Source organism: Pseudomonas sp. DW-iso17 (assembly GCF_058725345.1).
This window is the reverse complement of the sequence record NZ_JBZXEA010000018.1, coordinates 1-20,270: the sequence shown is the minus strand read 5'-3', so window position 1 is coordinate 20,270 and position 20,270 is coordinate 1. Positions and strand designations below refer to the sequence as shown.

Here is a 20,270-nt window from a genome sequence, read left to right as displayed (position 1 = left end):
AACTGTGGGAGCTGGCTTGCCTGCGATGAGGCCAGTGCAGATCACAAGGCAGGAAAGTGAATCCTGAACGCCGCCCCACCCAGCGCTGAATCCCCCAATGTCAACCGCGCGTGATAGCTTTCGATGATGTCTTTGACCACCGCCAGCCCGATCCCCTGCCCCGGGTGCTGGCGATCTAGCCGTTCGCCGCGCTGCAGGATCCGTGCACGCTGGTCCGGTGGTACGCCGGGGCCGTCGTCTTCGATACACAGCTCAATGCCATCGAGGTTTTCCACCAGGCTGATACGCACTTGCTTGAGGCACAGGCGGTAGGCGTTTTCCAGCAGGTTGCCGAGCATTTCGAGCAACGCGCCCTTTTCGATGGGTACCTCGCAGGCCTGCGGCAAATCAAAGGTCACGGTGACCCGCTTGTCGCGATAAACCTTTTCCAATGTATCGCACAGGCTTTGCACCACCGGTTCCAGGCGGACCTGGTGGCGCACCAGGCCACTTTTACGCAGGCTGGCACGCTGCAACTGGTATCCGATCTGCTGGCTCATGCGTTCGATCTGCGATTGCAGCACCCACGCCTGGCTACGTTCTTCGGGGCGCTGGGCCATGTCTTCGCTCACGCCCTGCAACACCGCCAGTGGCGTTTTCAGGCTGTGAGCCAAGTCATCGAGGGAGTCGCGGTAGCGCGCACGCTGTTCGCGCTCGCTGTGCAGCAAGCGGTTCAGGGAGCCGGTCAGGCGCAGCAGTTCGCGGGGGTGTTCTTCGCTGAGGCTTTCGCGGGTGCCACCTTCGATCTGGTCGAGTTCATGGCTCAGGCGTCGCAGGGCTTGCAGGCCCCAGGTCAGGCCCAGCCACAACAGCGTCAACAACACCAGCAAGGCCGCGCCGAACCCGAGGTAGAGGTTCTCGCGCAGGCCTTCGAGGGTCAGTTGGTATTCGCGTACCGGCTGCAGGGCGACAATGCTGAACGCCGCGCTCTTGCCTCCCAGCAGCCGGACCTCGACGTCATACACGAAAAATTCCTGGCCATTGGCCTCGCGAATGCGCGCAAACTCGTTGCCGCGCCCGTCGTAGCGCGGTTTGTAGTTGATGTTTTCTTCCTGGGTCGCCCGCGAGCGCCATACCAGATGGCCTTCACGGTCGTAGATATAGCCCAACAGCCGACTGTCGGTGAGGTTGAAACGCTCATCGGGCAACTGCGCCGGCATCAGCAGGCGGTTATTGTCGACCCGCGCCGCGGAAATCAGGGTGGTCACATCCGACGCCAGGCGCTGTTCGATGGAATCCTGCAGCGCCAGGCTGAACGCGCCTTGCATGGCCGGCAACAAGCCGAGCATAAACAGCACGGCCAGGGTGGCGGCCGCCAGCATCAGGCGCACACGTAGCGAACGAATCAACGGCAGCGCTCATTGAACAGGTAGCCCAGGCCACGCACGGTATCGATTGGCTTGAACCCGGCCGGGCCTTCCAGCTTGCGGCGCAGGCGGCCGACCAGCACTTCGATCACGTTTGGATCGCGCTCGTCGTCATCCGGGTACAGTTGCTCCATCAAACGGTCTTTGGCGACCACTTGCTGATGATGACGCATCAAGTATTCGAGGATCCGATACTCGTAGGCGGTCAGCGCCAGGGGTTGCTCGTCAAGGGAGGCTTGCTTGCGGTTGAGGTCCAGCAGCAGCGGCCCGGCAACGATAGTCGACTGGGTAAAACCGCTGGAGCGGCGCAGCAAGGCGTTCATGCGCGCCTCCAGCTCTTCGAACTGGAACGGTTTGACCACGTAGTCGTCGGCCCCGGCCGCCAGGCCTTCAACCTTGTCCTGCCAGTTGCCGCGGGCGGTGAGGATCAGGATCGGGAAGGTCTTGGTCTGGGTGCGCAACTGGCGAATCAGGTCCAGGCCGCCCATGCCGGGCAGGCCAAGGTCGATGATCGCCAGGTCATGGTTGAATTGGCCGGTCTGGTACAGGGCTTCTTCGGCATTGGCCACGGCTTCGACCACATGCCCGCTGTCGGTCAGGCGGGTAAACAGGTGATGACGCAGCAGCGCCTCATCTTCCACCACCAGCAATTTCATAAGGTTCTCCACTGCAATTCAACTAGCCGACAGGGGGATATCATAGCGGCCCTGCAGCTCTTGGGGGCGCAGTTTTATGCCATTGTAGTGGCCGGTCAGGTGCGCGTAGCCGCTGCGATAGTCGGGTTGCGCAGGGGTAGCGCCCAGGGCCTGGCCCCACGGCGCAGCCTGAGTGCCAGCGTCTTCGAAGCTGACACGATGGATCAGGTTGCTGGATTTCTTGGTTTTCTCGCTGCCAAAGGCCGCAAAGGCGCCATCGGACGCCTGCACGCCAGCAGTGGCGCCAAGCATGGTCAAGGCCAACATCAGCTTTTTGATCGCAGTCATGGTGGTTACCTCATACGCGTTTGGGCTGTGGGGTCCAGACTACGCAGGCGCCCCTGAACTCCCCCTGAACAGGCTCTGAACCGCAGCTGAACCGCACCGGGCTATCCACTGGCCCGCCAACTCGGCAAAATACCGCGCATGACGCCCCTACCCGCTTGCTGCACCCCACTCGATGATCATTGGCCGTTGCCGGTTCCCTTGCCGGGCACGGTGTTTTTGAGCACGCGATTCGACCCGGCTTTATTGAGCCCGGGCGATTTCCAGCGCTGCGATGTACCGCCGCCGGCGAGCATCCAGCGCTCGGTCGCCAAGCGCCAGGCGGAATTTCTCGCCGGGCGCCTGTGCGCGCGCGAAGCGCTGCAACGACTCGATCATCTGCGCTGCGTCCCGGCCATCGGCGAAGACCGCGCCCCGGTCTGGCCAGGGCATATCAGTGGCTCCATCACCCACAGCACCGGGCACGCTGCGGCGATTGTCGGGCACAAGGCGCAATGGCGCGGGCTGGGCATGGACCTGGAGCATCTGCTGTCACTGGAGCGGGCCGAACGCCTGGCCGGGGAAATCCTGACGGCCGATGAATTACAGCGCATGGCCACCCTGCCCCGTGAGCAACACGCCTTGCTGGTGACGCTGACGTTTTCGGTCAAGGAAAGCCTGTTCAAGGCGCTCTATCCGATCGTGCACAAGCGCTTTTATTTCGAGCATGCCGAGGTGCTGGAGTGGTCAGCGGCTGGGAGGGTGCGGTTGCGGTTGCTGACCGATCTTTCGCAAGAGTGGGGCCCTGGCAAAGAGCTGGAAGGGCAGTTTGTGGTGCAAGGGGAGCAGTTGTTGAGCCTGGTGGCTATCAGCGCCTGGTAGACCACCATCGCGGGCACGCCCGGCTCCCACATTGGGAATGCATTCGCCTGTGGGAACTGGCTTGCCTGCGACAGCGGTGTCAGGGCTTATCCTGATCCCTGGGCCAGCTCAGGCTGAAGCACGCCCCGCCCAGGTTGTTGCTCTTGCTGATCAACGCCCGCCCGCCGTGCCAATAGATAATCCGCCGCACGATCGACAAACCCAGGCCATGCCCGCCAGAGGCGCGGGTACGGCTGTCATCCAGGCGCAGGAACGGCGTGAAGATCCGCTCCCAGGCGCTTTCCGGCACGCCGGGGCCGTCGTCTTCCACATCGATGCGGCAGCGTACCTGCCCCACCTGATAACTGATCAACACTTGGCCTTTGGCGTGGCGCATGGCATTGCTCACCAGGTTTTGCAGGGCGCGGTGCAGGTAGCGCGGTTCAGCGTCGACCCAGGCGTCATCCCAATGCGCCGATGACAGGCAAATACCCCGGGTGACGGTGACCTGGGGGCGCAATGGCGATAATTCGCCAATCACCTGGTCGAGCAATGCATCAAGGTCCACGCGCTGGAAATTCAGTTCCGGCGCACCCTGTTCCAAGCGGGCATAAGTGAGCATCTCATCCACCAGGCCATCAAGGTCCTGGATATCGCCATCCATACCCTCCAGGTACTTGCGCCGCGCTTCGGGCGTGGCGGCGTCACCGATCATCTCCAGGCCAAAACGCAGGCGCGCGACGGGTGTGCGCAGCTCGTGGGAGACCGCGCGCACCAGTTCGCGCTGAATCGCCAGCAATTGCTGCAAGTGCTCGGCCATACCATTGAAGGCTGCCGCCAGGCGCCCGACCGAGTCTGCACCGCGAGCGGGTACGCGCACTTCCAGGTTGCCCTTGGCGATACGCGTAGCCGCCGCCTCCAGGCCTTTGAGCCGGCGCTCAAGTTGACGCACCAGCAAATAGACGATCAAGCCGATCAGGGTCAGGCCAATCAAGGTGATCAGGATCAGCCATTGCGCCGGGTATGGGTTCATCTGGTACAGCGGGCCGATCTCCAGTACCCACGGGGTGCCGACCATGCCGGCAAACACGCGAATCGAATCGCCGCCCTTGCCCAGCGCCATCACCGTATCGCCCTCCGCCACGCGACGACGCTGGTCGTCGTCCATGTCGGCCTGGTCAAGGGCCGTCAAGTGCATTTCAAAACCAAAACCCTTGGCGTGCTTGATGTCGGCCAGGCGCTGGGGCTGTTCGGCCACCGGGAAGCGCACCAGTTCGTCGGCCAGCAGGTAAATGGTTGCGCGGGCCAATTGCTCGCTGATCTGCTGCACTTCGCCGGTAAGCACCAATTGCTCTTGCTCGCTGACCAACCGCAGCACCCGCGCCGCATGAGGCCCGGTCTGTTCCACCAGGACCTGGCCGCGTTGCAGGCGGTTGCGCTGGCCAAGGTCCAATTGCGCATCGGTGAACGTGCGCAGTTCCAGCGGAATACCGAGCAAACGCTCCCACACCGCCAAGGCGCGCTGTCGTTCAATGGCGCTCATGGGCTGCAGGTTATCGCCCATCAACGCAAAAGTGCCGTGGGCCAGGCGCTCACGGTACTGGCCGCTGCGCACGTCATTAAGCAGGTGCAGTGCCAGGGCGCCGAGCAACGCCACCAGGATCAGCGCCGCGCACATGCCGCCGTAGATGCGCAGGAAGATCGAGTTCACAGCGGCATATCGGCAGCAGCTTCGGGGACGAACAGGTAGCCTTTGCTGCGAATGGTCTTGATCAGGCGTGGGTGGATCGGATCGTCGCCGATCTTTGGCCGAATGCGCGAGATACGCACATCAATGGAGCGATCCTGGCCGTCATAACCAATACCGCGCAGAGCTATGAAGATTTCTTCGCGGGACAGAATGCGTCCGGCGTTTGCAACCAGCAGCCACAACAGGTCGAATTCAGCGCTGGTCAGTTCGATGCTGCCCTCATGCAACCAGGCTTCGCGCAAGGCATTGTCCACCACCAACGGACCAAACTGGAGGCGGCGCTGGTTTTCCACTGCAACGGGCAACACCGGTTCGCTGCGGCGCAGCAGCGCCTGGATACGTGCCAGCAACAAACGCGGGCGCACGGGCTTGCACACATAGTCGTCGGCGCCCATGTCCAAGCCCTGCACCTGGTCCATGTCGTCGGTGCGCGCGGTGAGCATCAGGATCACGCCGTCATAACGCTCGCGCACCTTGCGGCAGATGCTCAGGCCGTCTTCGCCGGGCAGCATCAGGTCGAGGATCACCAGGTCGGGCTGTTCGGCGATGATGCGCGCCGTGGCCTTGGCACCATCGCTTTCCACCGACACACGCAGGCCGTTGCTTTCCAGGTACTCACGGGTCAACTCGGCGAGTCGCTCGTCGTCCTCGACGATCAGTATCTGCCAGGCTTCTTGCTCCATGCATTGTCCTCGTTTTTATAAGAAGTTCTTCTGGCCGACACAATCGAATGTGAAATACGGTCGGTGTGGAGCTGGCTTGCCTGCGATGAGGGTGGGTCAGCGCGCCTGTTGGTGGCCGATACACCGCCATCGCAGACAAGCCAGCTCCCACCTATTGATCTTCCGCAGGCATAGCCTGTTTGTCATGTTTTGAAGGCATAACAAAGGCCGATTGTAGCCATGCAACGGCCCTTGAACACAAGCCGCGAAATCCATTCGGTCATGGCGATTTTTTGTGGTAGGGTTCGCGCCCTCAAAATTCCCGCCGGCAGTTTCTAGCCGGGAATATTCGGTGACAAACGGTGTAATCCAGTAGTAATGCGGCCTACACGGGTGTTCCATGATTCATACACATTTTACCCACAGCGTTATCCACAGGTAGTGCGTTGCTAAGCCCCCGAAAACGCATTATCTTGTACCTCGGCGCTAAAAAAACCCTACATGTAGGGTTTTCAGCGAAAAGACCAAACACAGATCAGACAAGAAACTCAAGCGCTTTCTTGCTCGTGCTTGGTTGAACCAAAGCATTTTTTGAAAGCCCAAACCGCGCACGCGGATGGCAACCGTTTTCCAGCCCGATTGGCAGAAAACGGTACGGGTGTTGCAGGGCTTGAATGGGGCCACTGTCACCCACCAGGAATACGGCTAAGGGCTCCCCGGCCCCGAACCAAAGACTTCGGCATGGAAGCGGCGCGATGAGCTCCCTTCCTCCTGTCCCGAAGTTGTTATGCCAGGCCCAGGCCTGCTGTAAGTGCTTCAGGACGGAACGGTGGGCACCGTGATGGTGCCCAAATAAATATAGAATGTGGAGACACCCCCTCATGCAAACCGACACAACTCGCGAGAACCCGCAGGGCTCCGTGCCGCAGGCCGCTGATTCGAATCTGGATCTGTCCGCCACTGCACCTGGCCAACTGCGTGTGATCAAGCGTAACGGCACTGTCGTTCCTTATACCGATGACAAAATCACCGTCGCCATCACCAAAGCGTTTCTTGCAGTTGAAGGCGGCACCGCTGCCGCTTCGTCGCGCATCCACGACACCGTTGCCCGTCTGACCGAACAGGTCACCGCGACCTTCAAGCGTCGCATGCCATCGGGCGGCACTATCCACATCGAAGAAATCCAGGACCAGGTCGAACTGGCCCTGATGCGTGCCGGCGAGCAGAAAGTGGCCCGCGACTACGTGATCTACCGTGATTCGCGCGCCAAGGAACGTGCCGTACGTTCCCCGGCCGAAGAAGCCGCCGTACAAGCGCACCCGTCGATCCGCATCACCCTGGCTGACGGCAGCTTTGCCCCGTTGGACCTGGGCCGCCTGAACACCATCATCACCGAGGCCTGCGAAGGTCTGGAAGAAGTCGACGGTGACCTGATCCAGCGCGAAACCCTGAAGAACCTGTACGACGGCGTCGCCCTGACCGACGTCAACACCGCCCTGGTGATGACCGCCCGTACCCTGGTCGAGCGTGAGCCGAACTACTCGTTCGTGACCGCCCGCCTGTTGATGGACACCCTGCGTGCCGAAGGCCTGGGCTTCCTGAAAGTCGCCGACAGCGCCACTCACCACGAGATGGCCGACCTGTACGCCAAGGCCCTGCCGGCCTATATCGCCAAAGGTATCGAATTCGAATTGCTGAACCCGATCCTGGCCACCTTCGACCTGGAAAAACTCGGCAAGGCAATCAACCACGAGCGCGATCAGCAGTTCACCTACCTGGGCCTGCAAACCCTGTACGACCGTTACTTCATCCACAAGGACGGCATCCGCTTCGAACTGCCGCAAGTGTTCTTCATGCGCGTGGCCATGGGCCTGGCGATCGAAGAGAAGAACAAGGAAGACCGCGCGATCGAGTTCTACAACCTGCTGTCGTCCTTCGACTACATGTCGTCGACTCCGACCCTGTTCAACGCCGGTACCCTGCGTCCCCAGCTGTCGAGCTGCTACCTGACCACCGTGCCGGATGACCTGTCGGGCATCTACCACGCGATCCACGACAACGCCATGTTGTCCAAATTCGCCGGTGGCCTGGGCAACGACTGGACACCGGTGCGCGCACTGGGTTCGTACATCAAGGGCACCAACGGCAAGTCCCAGGGCGTCGTACCGTTCCTGAAAGTGGTGAACGACACCGCCGTCGCCGTGAACCAGGGTGGCAAGCGCAAAGGCGCTGTATGTGCCTACCTGGAAACCTGGCACATGGACATTGAAGAGTTCATCGAGCTGCGCAAGAACACCGGTGATGACCGTCGTCGTACCCACGACATGAACACCGCCAACTGGATCCCTGACCTGTTCATGAAGCGCGTCTTCGATGACGGCAAGTGGACCCTGTTCTCGCCATCCGAAGTGCCGGACCTGCACGACCTGACCGGCAAGGCCTTCGAAGAGCGCTACGAGTACTACGAAGCCCTCACCGAGTACCCAGGCAAGGTCAAGCTGTTCAAGACCATCCAGGCCAAAGACCTGTGGCGCAAAATGCTGTCCATGCTGTTCGAAACCGGCCACCCATGGTTGACCTTCAAGGACCCATGCAACCTGCGCAGCCCGCAGCAGCACGTGGGCGTGGTGCACAGCTCGAACCTGTGCACCGAGATCACCTTGAACACCAACAAGGACGAGATCGCCGTTTGCAACCTGGGCTCGATCAACCTGCCGAACCACATCGTCAACGGCAAGCTGGACACCGTAAAGCTTGCACGCACCGTCAACACCGCCGTACGCATGCTCGATAACGTGATCGACATCAACTACTACTCGGTGCCACAGGCGCAGAACTCCAACTTCAAGCACCGTCCGGTTGGCTTGGGCATCATGGGCTTCCAGGACGCCTTGTACCTGCAGCACATCCCTTACGGTTCCGACGCTGCGGTCGAATTCGCCGACAAGTCCATGGAAGCGGTCAGCTACTACGCGATCCAGGCTTCCTGCGACCTGGCCGACGAGCGTGGCGCCTACGAGACGTTCCAGGGTTCGCTGTGGTCCAAGGGCATCCTGCCGCTGGATTCGCAACAGATCCTGATCGAAGCCCGTGGCCAGAAGTACATCGACGTTGACCTGAACGAAACCCTGGACTGGGCGCCGGTACGTGCCCGTGTGCAGAAAGGTATTCGTAACTCCAACATCATGGCCATCGCACCGACCGCCACCATCGCCAACATCACTGGCGTGTCGCAGTCGATCGAACCGACCTACCAGAACCTGTATGTGAAATCGAACCTGTCGGGCGAATTCACCGTGATCAACCCGTACCTGGTTCGCGACCTGAAGGCCCGTGGCCTGTGGGACTCGGTCATGATCAACGACCTGAAGTACTACGACGGTTCCGTGCAGCAGATCGAACGCATCCCGCAAGAACTCAAAGAACTCTACGCGACCGCTTTCGAAGTGGACACCAAGTGGATCGTTGACGCCGCCAGCCGTCGTCAGAAGTGGATCGACCAGGCCCAGTCCCTGAACCTGTACATCGCCGGCGCCTCGGGCAAGAAGCTGGACGTGACCTACCGCATGGCGTGGTACCGTGGCCTGAAAACCACTTACTATCTCCGTGCCCTGGCTGCGACCAGCACCGAGAAGTCGACCATCAACACCGGCAAGCTGAACGCAGTGTCCAGCGGCAACCACGGTGATGACTCGGTACTCGCAGCACCCGCCGGCCCAGCACCGGTGCCAAAAGCCTGCGCGATTGACGAGCCGGATTGCGAAGCTTGCCAATAAGCTGAGCCAGTCCGGGGATATTGTCCCCCTGGATTGAAAAAGCCCGATAGACCCCGACTGCATAGGGTTTATCGGGCTTTTTGCTGACTGCCTTAGAGAAACGCGTACGCAATACCCTGCTTTGGCGCGCCACCTCGGCGCCCCCACAACTCCACGCGCCCGTCGATGACCACCATCGAATGGCGATCGTAGGCCACGACGCCGAGCTTGCCGCTCGCCAGCTCACTGCTTGAGGACTGCCTGTAAAGCCCTTTCAAACCCAGACGATCCAATGCTTCGCGGGGCATTTCGCCGTTGTTCAAACTTTGCATCGCATGGGCGAAGCTTCTTTTTGATTGGCTAGGGTTGTCGTCCAGGCCATTCCCTTCCATCTGTGCCCGCTTGGCGCTCGCTGCAAACATGAAGTTGGCATCGGTCAGCATGCCCGGATTGTCACCCTTGAACTGCGCATACCTGGCCGCCTGCTTTAATTCATCCTTGGATAGATTAAGTTCGAAGCCGTCGCGCATCTTCACGTGATAACCGTCTGCCGTCTCTTTTACCTCCTTGAACACGTCAGTGGGTTTCTGACCAAACTTCATCATTGCGCCCTTTATCGCTGAAACCGTGACGCAATTGCCATCGGGGCCCTGGCTGAATCCACTCCAGATGTTGTCCGGTTTTTTTCCTGGGTTACTTTGATCAGGCTTGTAGTTGAAGTGCTTGGAGCCTTCCGTAATCGGCAGATTACTCATGGGCTCGCTGGGCCCAAAATTACCGGGGCTTGGCCTGCCACCACCGCCCCCACCGCCACCACCTGGCGACGGGCCAGGAGAAGGCGGCGAAGGTGTGGGTGATGTATCGTCCGTTTCCGGAAACCAGTCTTTCATCAGGCGCCGCAGCATCTCCAGCCAGGAGACGTCTGCCTTCTCCATCAACTCCTGCATGATCTCCTTGAACTTTTCATCACCCAGTTCTTCGCGCTTCTCGTTCAACTTGTCACGAAGGTCCTGGACGGTTTGGCTCTTGGATGTTTTCTCGGCATCTCTCAACTCATTGAGCAGTTGCCTCACTGATTCAGCATCAGAGGACTTGCCTCCCCCGGGTTCATCCGACTGACTTTTGCGTCTGTATAGACCGGCGCTGTAGTTATTCAGAACAAACCAATGGCTGCCTGCTGGCATCCCTTCCCACTGCTTGTAGATCGCCATGCCGCTCTCCCGATGGTCCATGGGCGACATGCGCCCGTGTCCCGTGCGTGGCGCAAGGGGCGTTGGGCGTTCCAGCAGCAAGGCGAGATGAAACAGGCGGTAAACTAGCAACGCGCGCGCACAAAAAAGCCCCTCGATTGAGGGGCCTTTTTGTGTGCAGGTATTTTTTGAGCAGGGGTATCAGGTCATCTGAATGATGGTCTGCATGATGGTGCTTTGGGTGGAGATGGTCTTGGCGTTCGCCTGGTAGTTGCTCTGGGCCTTGATCAGGTCCACCAGTTCGTTGGTCAGGTTGACGTTGGAGTTCTCCAGGGAGTTGGCCACGATCGAACCCAGGGTGCCGGCTTGCGGGTTGTCATAACCAGGCTGGCCCGAGGCGAAGGTCTCTTTCCAGGTGGTCGCACCGGCTGGCTGCAGGCCCTGCTCGTTGTTGAAGCTGGCCAGGGAGATCTGGCCGATGGCCTTGCTCTGCTGGTTGCTGAAGGTGGCGAACAGGACGCCGCTGCCGTCGATTTTCAGGCCGGTGATCTGGCCGGTGGCATAGCCGTCGGTGACCGGAGGGTTACGGTAGGTAGCCGAGTTGTACTGGGTAATGTTGGCCATGTTGATGGCGATGCCGCCCGGGTTGGCATCCGCACCGTTAGCCTTCCACACGCCGTCAGTCACCTTGCCTGGAACCCACCCGGCAACGGTCAGGGTCTTGTCGGACACACCATTGGTGACGACAGTAGTCAGATTGCCAGCGCCATCGAAGGTCAATGTCGACGGCACGGGTGGCGTCGAAGGGGTGCCAGTCGGGGCCGAACCATCAGGGTTGCGACCGTCAATCAGGGTATAGGCATTCCACTTGTTGCCGTCGGTTTTCACCAGGTACTGCACCATCGGGTGCGCGTTCCCCTGAGAGTCGTACAAGGTGGTGCTGTATTGGGTGGTGAAGGTCTCGGTCTTGGTCGGGTCAAACGGCTTGGCCGCCTGGTCAATCACCGGCTCCGAGGAATTCAGGTTACTGGTGGAGTCGACCTTGGTGGATGCCTTGGGCGGCAGATTCGCCAGGTTCAGTTGCAGATCGACCAAGCCGCCCTTGCTGATCTTGCCATTATCGTCCGCGGCATATCCTTGCAGGCGCGAAGTGCCGGTGTTGTTGGTGATGTAGCCGTCCTTGTCCGCACGGAACGCACCACTACGGGTGTACTCCAGCGAACCGTCGCTGCCCTTCTGCACGAAGAAGCCACCGCCCTGGATCGCCATGTCGAGGATGCCGCCGCTACCGTTGACATCGCCCTGGGTGAACTGCTGGGACACCGCCGCCAGGTTCACACCGTTGCCGATGCTGTTCTGGCCGGTGCCCAGCTTGGAAGCCGCGTAGATATCGGCGAATTCCGCACGGGATGACTTGAAGCCAGTGGTCGCGACGTTGGCGATATTGTTGCCGGTCACGTCCAGTTGTTTGTTGGCCGCATAGAGGCCGCTAAGGCCGATATTAAAAGACATGTTTCTCTCCTTCTGCCGTATTTAGCCGGCTCTATGTACCGATAGTCTGAATTTGCGACAGCTTGACGCTGCCCATGCCGCCTGCAAGGTTGAGCAGCATTTCGCCGCCAGTCTTGCTCAGGGTCACACTGGTGACCGTGGCGGGCAGCGAAGTGGCCAAGGCCACTGCGTCGCCTTTGTCGTTCTTGGTGGTGGCGTTGAAGGTGTAGGTGCCAGCTGGGGCGACCTCGCCCTTGTCGTTCTTGCCGTCCCAGATAAAGCTTTGGGTGCCGGCACTCTGGGCGCCCATGTCAACGGTGCGCACCACATTGCCGTCTTTGTCGGTGATCTTGACGGAGACATTGCCCACCGCCGAGGTCACTGCCACCGAACCGGTCATGCTCTTGCTGGTATCCACCATGGCCTTGTCGGTCTGGATGATGATTGAGCGCCCCACCAGCGACGAAGCCTGCAGCGCCTGCGAGGAGCTGAAGTTGCTGGAGATGTTGTTCACCGAGTCATTCAGGGTGTTGATGCCTTCCAGGCTGCTGAACTGGGCAAGCTGCGCGACGAACGCGCCGTTGTCCTGAGGCGACAGCGGGTTCTGGTTTTTCAGTTGAGTGACGAGCAGTTGCAGGAACGCATCCTTGCCCAGCGACTGGTTGCCCGTCGCCGTCTTGGAAGCGTCACTGACGCTGCTGTTATTCGTCGCGGTCTTGACCTTGGAATTGAAAAGGTCCTGAACCGCCGTGTTGTTAGACGTATCAACGATGGCCATTATTTGGCGCCCCTTATCACTGACCCAGGGTCAGAACCTTCTGCATCATGGTTTTGGCGGTGTTCATCATTTCCGCGTTGGTCTGGAACGAGCGACTGGCGGAGATCATGTCAGCCATTTCCTCGACCACGTTGACGTTGGGGTAGTAGACGTAACCCTTTTCGTTCGCGGCCGGATGGTTGGGCTCGTAACGGGCCTCCAGGTTGCTCTGGTCTTCGACCACGCCCAACACCTGCACGCCTGAGCCGGCGGCGTCCTGGTTCTGGAACAACGAATCGCTGCCGTTTGCCTGACCACCCTGGAACATGGTGGCAAACACCGGATGGCGGGCGCGATACGTCTGGTCAATGCTCGACGAGACGGTCTCGGCGTTGGCGATGTTACTGGCGACGGTGTTCAAACGCGTGGTCTGCGCGCTCATGCCACTGCCGGCAATATTGAAAACACTGGACAGAGACATGGCTTACTCTCCACGCAGGGCTGACATCAGCCCTTTGAATTTGCTGTTGAGCAGGGTGAAGCTGGCCTGGAAGTTCACCGAGTTTTCGGCGTAGTTCGATTGCTCCAGCTGGGCGTCGACGGTGTTCTGGTCGATCGACGGCTGCATCGGCGTGCGATACAGCAGCGACTCGTCACCCTTGCTCAGGCCTTGCGCTTCGATATGACGGCTGTTGGTCATGTTCAAGGCGAAGGTGCCGTTCTTGGTCTTGTCCTGCTGTGCGGCGAGCACGGCGGAGAAGCCCAGGTCCCGAGCCTTGTAGTTCGGGGTGTCGGCGTTGGCAATATTGTTGGCCAGGACTTCGGCACGCTGGGCGCGGAAGCCCAGGGCTTGTTCGTGGATACCGAGCGCTTTATCGAAGCTGATGCTCATGGCGGAAACCTTTAGGCTGACCTGCTGTTCGTTAGCAGGGTTATAGCAAGGTGCATGCCAATCTTGCGGGAGCCCCTATATCAAGGGTTTGGAGGGGAGTCGACGGCGGCTATGCCAGAAAAGCGGCAAGCGATTTCCGCGTAGCGCCATTAAAGCGGCAATGGGCAGTTGCCGCTTTACGCCAGCTTGCCGAGAAAAAAATGTGGGAGCTGGCTTGCCTGCGATGGCGGAGTACCTGCCGACCAATTCATCGACTGACACAACGCCATCGCGGGCAAGCCCGGCTCCCACAGTTTTATTGCATACCCCAGGCTACTTGGCCTGGTAGATGATCCCCGGGCTGCATTGCACCATCTGGAAGTGATCCGGCAGCCCATTGAGCGCCTCGGAAGCACCGAGGAACAGATAACCTCCGCGCTTGAGCGTGCCGTGGATGCGCAACAGGATGTCCTTCTTCACTTCAGCCGAGAAATAGATCAGCACGTTGCGGCAGAACACCATGTCGAACTTGCCCAGGCTGGCGTAGCTGTCGAGCAAGTTGAACGAGCGAAATTCGACGCGGTTCTTGATCGGCGCCTTGATCGCCCAACGCCCCGCCCCTTTGGGGTCGAAGTAGCGTTGCAGGCGTTCCTGGGACAAACCTCGGCCCAGGGCCAGGCTGTCGTACTCACCGGTCTTGCAGTTGGTGAGCATGGTGCCGGACAGGTCCGTGGCCACAATTTGCGCGCCGGCTTTCAACTGGCCCATGTTGGTCCGCTCGAACTCATCGATGGACATCGAGATCGAGTACGGCTCCTGCCCCGAAGAACAGGCCGCCGACCAGATACGCAGGCGCTGGCCCGGGCTGGCCTTGATGGCTTCGGGCAACACTTTGTTCTTGAGCACTTCAAAGGGATAGGTATCGCGAAACCATAAGGTTTCGTTGGTGGTCATGGCATCGACCACCATTTCCTTGAGCCCACTGCGCGGCTGCCCCTGGATCCGCTGGACCAACTCACCCAGGGACTTGATGCCCTGCTGTTCCATCAGCTTGTTGAGACGGCTGGATACCAGGTACTGCTTGTTTTCACCGAGCAATATGCCACAGGCTTTTTCCAGGAAGACCCGGAACTGTTCGAAATCCAAATTACCCGTAGACAATGATGCCGCCTCTTAAATCGTGTGACCGCCGGGGGACATCCCCTAGCCGTGATCTGCTGCCTTGATCCGGTCGACTACCCGGGATGCGAGGTCATCAGGACGGAATTTGGCCAGAAAGTCATCCGCACCGACCTTCTTGACCATTGCCTGATTGAATACCCCCGACAACGAAGTATGCAGGATGATATGCAATTTTTGCATGCGTGGATCGTTACGTATCTCGGCCGTGAGCGTGTAGCCATCCATTTCCGGCATCTCGATGTCAGAGATCATCATCAAGAATTCTTCTTCGGGCTTCTTGCCTTCGTCCGCCAGCTTGCGCAGGTAATCCAGGGCTTGGCGCCCGTCATTTAGGGCCACCACCTCCACCCCGACGGTTTGCAGGCAACGCGTGACCTGCTTGCGCGCCACGGAAGAGTCGTCCACGGTCAACACGCGCAGCGAAACCGCCTTGTGTGCCGTTTCGGCATCCACCACCCCGACGGAGATGGTTTCCGAGGTGGGGGCCACTTCGGCGAGGATCTTCTCCACGTCGATGATTTCCACCAACTGGTTATCGACCCGCGTCACCGCCGTCAGGTAGTGATCGCGCCCCGTGCCCTTGGGCGGCGGATGGATCTCTTCCCAGTTCATATTGACGATGCGCTCCACCGAGCGCACCAGGAAACCCTGGGTCTTGGTGTTGTACTCGGTGATGATCACGAAAGGGTTCTGGCGGTCTTGCAAACCCGCTGCCCCCGTGGCCATGGCCAGGTCAAGAATCGGAATGGTCGCGCCCCGGATGTTGGCCACGCCACACACCACCGGACTGGACTTGGGCATGATCGTCAACTTGGGACATTGCAGCACTTCACGCACTTTAAACACGTTGATGCCATACAACTGATTGCCATCCAGGCGGAAAAGCAACAACTCCAGGCGATTCTGCCCTACCAGCTGTGTGCGCTGGTTTACTGAATCCATTACACCTGCCATGCCCAGACTCCTAAATCCTAGGGGTACGACGCGTACCCAACACTAAACGGCACGAGCTTTGCTATTTACTGAGTATGGATATTAAAACGACAGTTTCCCGACACCCTGGCCGCTCACGCTACCGCAGACTGCTCTGCGCCGCGATGGCGCTGCTTGTCTCGGGCCTGGGCGTCACGGCCCGCGCCGACAACGTTACCCTGCCTGATCTACTTATCGGCGTCACCCAAGGCTTTCTTGAGTTCACTGTAGAAGATTATCTGGCGACCACCCAGACGCCGGGGCGTTATGAAATTCAGGTCAACCAGTTGGACCCACGTTTGCGCATGCCAATGTGCGACAAGGAATTGACAGCCACCCTGGAAAGCCCCGCCCAGCCTATCGGCCGTGTGACCGTGAAGGTGCGCTGTGAGGGCGCCTCGCCCTGGACGGTATTTGTGCCGGCGCAGGTCAAGCTGTTTCGCGACGTAGTGGTAGTGGCGCGGCCATTGAAGCGCACCGGCATCATCGGCTACGACGATGTGGCGCTGCGCGAGAGGGACATCAGCTTGATCAACCAGGGCTACCTGACGTCACTGGACCAGGCCGTCGGGCAAAAACTCACCCGCCCCGTGGTCACTGACCAAGTCCTCACACTGGTTCATCTGGAACAGGCGGAGGTGATTCGCAAGGGTGACCAAGTGGTGATTTCCGCCAGCAGTGGCGGCCTGAACGTCAGGATGCCGGGCGAGGCGTTGTCCAACGGCGGCATGAGCGAACAGATCCGTGTCAAGAACCTCAACTCCAATCGCGTGATCAAGGCGCGGGTCACGGCGCCAGGCCAAGTCGAGGTGGCGCTATAGATGACTGGAATCAAATGCCAGCTTTTCCTACACTGTGTGCTGGATATTGAGCCGAACAGGTTTATTGTCAATCGAGCCTAAAGTTTGCCCGGGTATGGCCGAAAACATGGCAAGCGTCCAAATACCCAGAGGTTTTTCAACATGGTCATTGATTTCAGTCGTTTGAATAACACCCCGGCCTTGCCCGGCAATACGCGCACCGGCGGTGCCAAGGACAGCGTAGAAGCCAAGCCGCAGCCCTTGCCTGCCAAAGCAGAGCAGGCCGCCGCCAGCCAGAGTGGGGAATCGGTACACCTGAGCAATGAGGCTCAACAGTTGCAGAAGGTCACTGACTCGCTGCGCGATCAACCCGTCGTCAATAAAGCCCGCGTGGCCGAGTTGAAACAGGCTATCGCCGATGGCAGCTATAAAGTCGACAGCAACCGTGTAGCCAGCAAGCTGCTCAACTTCGAAGCCGAGCGCTAGGCAAAGGCCTGCGCAGGGCTTTTGGACGCTTAAAACCCAAGGCCAGCCATGCACCACGACGAACATTTGCTCCAACTGATCATTGATGATCTGGCGCCGACGCAACAATTGCTCGAGCTGCTCAAGGAAGAATCCCTGGCCTTGTACGGCCGGGATATGCCCTTGCTGGAAGAAATCCTGGCGCGCAAACAGTCGCTGATTGTCTTGCTCGAACAGCACGGAAAGAAGCGCAGCGAGATTCTGATCAGCCTGGGCCTGCCTGCCGACCACGATGGCCTGGCACAACTGGCCAGCCACTCTTCAGTCGGCGATCAACTGCTGGCACAGAGCAAAGAACTCAATCATTTGCTCGCACAGTGCCAGGAAGCCAACCTGCTCAACGGTCAGTCGATCCAGCTTCAGCAAGCCACGACCGCCAATCAGCTGCGCATACTGCACGGCGGAGAGCCTCCGGCCCTGTATAACGCCCAAGGCTCCACCTCACGCCTGGTCAAGCCAAGCACCCGCAGCCAAGCCTGACACCGGTTTACAGCGCGACCTATCCAAGGCGCGCTACATACTGGCAAAATGCCGGTTCTTGCGTGTAGTCGTATTTTGCCTGGAGATGGAAGAACCGTGTTCAACGCCCTTAATGCGGAAGATGCACCGCAGCCACCCAAGGTGCTCACCACGCCTCTGGAAATCGCCAGCACGTTGCGGATGCTGCAAGAAAGCCATGACCCGCTGATCATCACTTTCCACGAACGCAGCCAGCGGTTCCAGAGCTACCTGGTGGACATTGACCGCGACAGCAAGACGCTGGTACTGGACGAAATGATTCCCCGTGACGGTGAACGCTATCTTGAGAATGGCGAAGCCTTCCGTATCGAAGGTTTCCATGAGGGCGTGCGGGTTGCCTGGGAAAGCAACGGCACCTTGACCATCAGCGAAAAAGGCGGCCACCGCATCTATAGCGGCAGCCTGCCCGGCGAAGTGGTTTACCATCAACGACGCAATGCCTTCCGCGCCGCACTCAAGCTTGCGCAGCTGGTGGACATTCAGTTGGGTGGCGAGAAGCTCAAGGCACCTATCAGCGGTAAGCTGCTGGACATCTCGGCAACCGGCTGCAAATTGCGCTTTGAAGGCGATATCTCCGAACGTCTGCAGTTGGGCCAGGTCTATGATCGCTTTATTGCTGCCCTGCCCTTCGGCAGCATGACCACTTCCGTGGAACTGCGCTACCTGCACTTCGAAGACAAGATCAACACCACCTTTGCCGGCGTGCGCTTTCACAACATGAGTGGTTTGGTGCAGCGACAAGTGGAACGCTTTGTCTACCAACTGCAGCGAGAAGCTCGGCGCTTCGATAAAGACGACGATCTTTAAGCGTTAGACGCTGAGATAAAAAAACGGGCAGATCCTGATGGGATCTGCCCGTTTTTTCGTTCAGGGGCGCGCCCTGCTTAAGTCATGGGGATGTTCGTCCGGGTCTGGTGGCTCGTGCGGTTCTTCGCTCGTTGGCTCCTCGGTATCAGGGACGGGCTCTGGGTCAGGAACAGTGACTTGCATCTGCTCCTGCACCACCTGCTCATCCACCCGCGGGTCAAGGGCAGCCACCAAAGGCGAACTGGACATGCTGTCGGGCATCGCCACGTGATGCAGTGGTGCGTCGTCGACCTGATGCAGGTTGGTTACCGCCTTGGGTCGAATGCGCCACACCAGGATCAGCGCACACAGGCTGAAAAACGCGTAGAGCATCTGGCTGCCGAATAGCTTCATCACCACACCGGCCAACAGCGGCCCCACGCTGGCGCCGATCCCGTAAGTAACGAGCAACATGGCCGTCAGTGACACCCGGCGATCGCCTTCCACATGGTCGTTGGAAAAGGCCACCGCCAAGGGGTAAAGGCAGAACTGCACCAGCGAACAGAAGAAGCCCGCCACGAACAACACCTCCAACGGTACCTGCGTCATGATGGCCAACGGTAAGGCCGTTATCGCCAGGCACAAGGCAAAGCAGCGAATCAGCAGCGCGCGGTCATAGCGGTCCGACAACCAGCCCAGTGGCCACTGCACGACCAATCCAGCAAAAATGCAGCTACCCATGAACAAGCCGACTTGCTCAGTCGTCAGGCCCTGCTGAGAGGCGTAGAGCGGCGCCAAGCCGTAGAACGAACCGACGATCAACCCAGCGCCCAACACGGTGCTGAGCGATTGCGGCACGCGCTTGATAAAGAAGCGCGGCTCCATCGGAGCCGGGTGCAGTGGGGCCGGGTGAATGCGTCGGGTCATCGCCACAGGGACCAGGCACAGCGCAAAGCACAGCGCCACGAGCATCAACAGTTCAAGCCCGAGATGGGGGTGCATGACCAGGATCAATTGGCCCAGCACCAACCCAAGGTAGGACGCAATCATGTAACCGCTGAACACTACGCCGCGCTGCTTGGCGTCTGCCTGCTCATTGAGCCAACTCTCGATGACCATGTACTGGCACATCATCCCCAGGCCCACGATCATCCGCAGCACAATCCAGGCTGGCAGCCAATCAATCAAACCGTGACCCAGCACTGCTGCGCCGACGATCCCGGCGCAGGTAGCGTAGGCACGAATATGCCCGACCCGGGCAATCAAGCGGTGCCCGAGCTTGCCGCCCAGCACCAAGCCAAAATAGTTGGCAGCCATCAGCGCACCCACCCACAGGCTGTCGACGTTGTCTGCTGCCAGACGCAAAGCCAGATAAGTACTAAGCAGGCCGGAGCCGATCAGCATCATCAAAGAGGCGAAATAAAGGGCTCGAAAAGATTTCCAGATCTGGCGCATCGGCGTTCCGAGCGGCTCCTTGCGGTGAGGGGTAGGGCTATCAGCATGATAGTCCGGGGCGGTTGAGTCCGGACAGACGGTAGGGTCTGTTTCCGGGGATTATTTTGTTTCACAGCTCAGACGATACGTGGGTGTCTGTGAGGTACATAACCGTGGAGATAAATACACGGCGCACCACCTGTGAACCTTGATAACACGCAAGGTTCGACTGGTATTGGGGTATCTGTACAAAAGGCGTCAATGGAACGCTGTGCAGGCTTTGGAAGTTGGCGTTCTTTTCGAGCGCCCAAAACAAAACCCCAACTGCTTTCGCAATTGGGGTTTCGGAA

At 59.4% G+C, this 20,270-nt stretch carries 20 protein-coding genes; 6 read left to right on the top strand and 14 right to left on the bottom strand.

The genetic code is table 11. The annotated features are described in order from the left end of the window. Positions 1-41: 41 nt before the first annotated feature. Genes AC4PS6_RS14020 through AC4PS6_RS14010 form a run of 3 tightly spaced genes read right to left on the bottom strand, consistent with a single transcriptional unit; the run spans position 42 to position 2,389 of the window. Complete coding sequence (locus AC4PS6_RS14020) at positions 42-1,388, bottom strand: ATP-binding protein (RefSeq protein WP_019817208.1); 1,347 nt, start codon at positions 1,386-1,388, stop codon at positions 42-44. Further along, positions 1,385-2,062, bottom strand: a complete 678-nt coding sequence (locus tag AC4PS6_RS14015; RefSeq protein WP_003193559.1) for a response regulator — start codon at positions 2,060-2,062, stop codon at positions 1,385-1,387. The genes AC4PS6_RS14020 and AC4PS6_RS14015 overlap by 4 nt, the downstream gene beginning before the upstream one ends. A gap of 18 nt (positions 2,063-2,080) precedes the next feature. Beyond that, entirely contained in the window at positions 2,081-2,389 is a 309-nt protein-coding gene (locus AC4PS6_RS14010; protein WP_003193560.1) for a hypothetical protein, read from the bottom strand. Positions 2,390-2,527: 138 nt separating this feature from the next. Between AC4PS6_RS14010 and AC4PS6_RS14005 the strand changes: the two genes are divergently transcribed. Next, complete coding sequence (locus tag AC4PS6_RS14005) at positions 2,528-3,247, top strand: 4'-phosphopantetheinyl transferase family protein (RefSeq protein WP_336827425.1); 720 nt, start codon at positions 2,528-2,530, stop codon at positions 3,245-3,247. A 79-nt stretch (positions 3,248-3,326) separates the two neighbouring features. On the opposite strand, the gene AC4PS6_RS14000 is transcribed toward AC4PS6_RS14005, so the two are convergent. After that, positions 3,327-4,937, bottom strand: coding sequence for an ATP-binding protein (locus tag AC4PS6_RS14000; protein ID WP_336827424.1), 1,611 nt, complete (start codon positions 4,935-4,937; stop codon positions 3,327-3,329). Continuing rightward, positions 4,934-5,659: a response regulator gene (locus tag AC4PS6_RS13995; protein ID WP_060766977.1), complete on the bottom strand. Its 726-nt coding sequence runs from the start codon at positions 5,657-5,659 to the stop codon at positions 4,934-4,936. Before AC4PS6_RS13995 ends, AC4PS6_RS14000 begins: the two co-directional genes overlap by 4 nt. Positions 5,660-6,519: 860 nt before the next feature. On the opposite strand from AC4PS6_RS13995, the gene AC4PS6_RS13990 reads away from it, so the two are divergent. Beyond that, positions 6,520-9,414 (top strand): ribonucleoside-diphosphate reductase subunit alpha, encoded by a 2,895-nt coding sequence (locus AC4PS6_RS13990; protein ID WP_003193565.1) that lies wholly within the window; start codon positions 6,520-6,522, stop codon positions 9,412-9,414. A gap of 92 nt (positions 9,415-9,506) precedes the next feature. Here AC4PS6_RS13990 and AC4PS6_RS13985 read toward each other — a convergent pair whose 3' ends face one another. The 7 genes from AC4PS6_RS13985 to AC4PS6_RS13955 all read right to left on the bottom strand — a co-directional run bounded on the left by AC4PS6_RS13985 (position 9,507) and on the right by AC4PS6_RS13955 (position 15,838). Next, positions 9,507-10,604: a hypothetical protein gene (locus tag AC4PS6_RS13985; RefSeq protein ID WP_336827423.1), complete on the bottom strand. Its 1,098-nt coding sequence runs from the start codon at positions 10,602-10,604 to the stop codon at positions 9,507-9,509. Positions 10,605-10,784: 180 nt separating this feature from the next. After that, a complete protein-coding gene (flgE, locus tag AC4PS6_RS13980; RefSeq protein WP_032901920.1) occupies positions 10,785-12,095 on the bottom strand; it encodes a flagellar hook protein FlgE in 1,311 nt (436 codons plus the stop codon). Positions 12,096-12,126: 31 nt separating this feature from the next. After that, positions 12,127-12,852 carry a flagellar hook assembly protein FlgD gene (gene flgD / locus AC4PS6_RS13975; protein ID WP_014719579.1) on the bottom strand — a complete coding sequence of 242 codons (726 nt, stop codon included), beginning with the start codon at positions 12,850-12,852 and terminating at the stop codon, positions 12,127-12,129. A gap of 16 nt (positions 12,853-12,868) precedes the next feature. Continuing rightward, complete coding sequence (flgC, locus tag AC4PS6_RS13970; protein ID WP_014719580.1) at positions 12,869-13,312, bottom strand: flagellar basal body rod protein FlgC; 444 nt, start codon at positions 13,310-13,312, stop codon at positions 12,869-12,871. Between the two features lie 3 nt (positions 13,313-13,315). Beyond that, entirely contained in the window at positions 13,316-13,723 is a 408-nt protein-coding gene (gene flgB / locus AC4PS6_RS13965) for a flagellar basal body rod protein FlgB (protein WP_492180862.1), read from the bottom strand. 312 nt (positions 13,724-14,035) lie between these two features. Then, positions 14,036-14,863, bottom strand: a complete 828-nt coding sequence (gene cheR / locus AC4PS6_RS13960) for a protein-glutamate O-methyltransferase CheR (protein ID WP_014719581.1) — start codon at positions 14,861-14,863, stop codon at positions 14,036-14,038. A 42-nt stretch (positions 14,864-14,905) separates the two neighbouring features. Continuing rightward, complete coding sequence (locus tag AC4PS6_RS13955) at positions 14,906-15,838, bottom strand: chemotaxis protein CheV (RefSeq protein ID WP_003193578.1); 933 nt, start codon at positions 15,836-15,838, stop codon at positions 14,906-14,908. 74 nt (positions 15,839-15,912) lie between these two features. Here AC4PS6_RS13955 and flgA point away from each other — a divergent pair, with 74 nt between their 5' ends. The 4 genes from flgA (at position 15,913) to AC4PS6_RS13935 (ending at position 18,507) form a co-directional block, all read left to right on the top strand. Beyond that, complete coding sequence (flgA, locus tag AC4PS6_RS13950; protein WP_014719582.1) at positions 15,913-16,677, top strand: flagellar basal body P-ring formation chaperone FlgA; 765 nt, start codon at positions 15,913-15,915, stop codon at positions 16,675-16,677. Between the two features lie 141 nt (positions 16,678-16,818). Then, on the top strand, positions 16,819-17,142 hold the full coding sequence (flgM, locus tag AC4PS6_RS13945) for a flagellar biosynthesis anti-sigma factor FlgM (RefSeq protein ID WP_019817214.1): 324 nt from the start codon (positions 16,819-16,821) through the stop codon (positions 17,140-17,142). 48 nt (positions 17,143-17,190) lie between these two features. Beyond that, complete coding sequence (locus tag AC4PS6_RS13940) at positions 17,191-17,661, top strand: flagella synthesis protein FlgN (protein ID WP_014719584.1); 471 nt, start codon at positions 17,191-17,193, stop codon at positions 17,659-17,661. 96 nt (positions 17,662-17,757) lie between these two features. Beyond that, positions 17,758-18,507, top strand: coding sequence for a flagellar brake protein (locus tag AC4PS6_RS13935; protein WP_014719585.1), 750 nt, complete (start codon positions 17,758-17,760; stop codon positions 18,505-18,507). Between the two features lie 60 nt (positions 18,508-18,567). Here AC4PS6_RS13935 and AC4PS6_RS13930 read toward each other — a convergent pair whose 3' ends face one another. Next, positions 18,568-19,941, bottom strand: a complete 1,374-nt coding sequence (locus AC4PS6_RS13930) for an MFS transporter (protein WP_014719586.1) — start codon at positions 19,939-19,941, stop codon at positions 18,568-18,570. Between the two features lie 109 nt (positions 19,942-20,050). After that, positions 20,051-20,270 (bottom strand): hypothetical protein (locus tag AC4PS6_RS13925; RefSeq protein ID WP_288857010.1); only part of this gene is annotated, 220 nt, incomplete at its 5' end.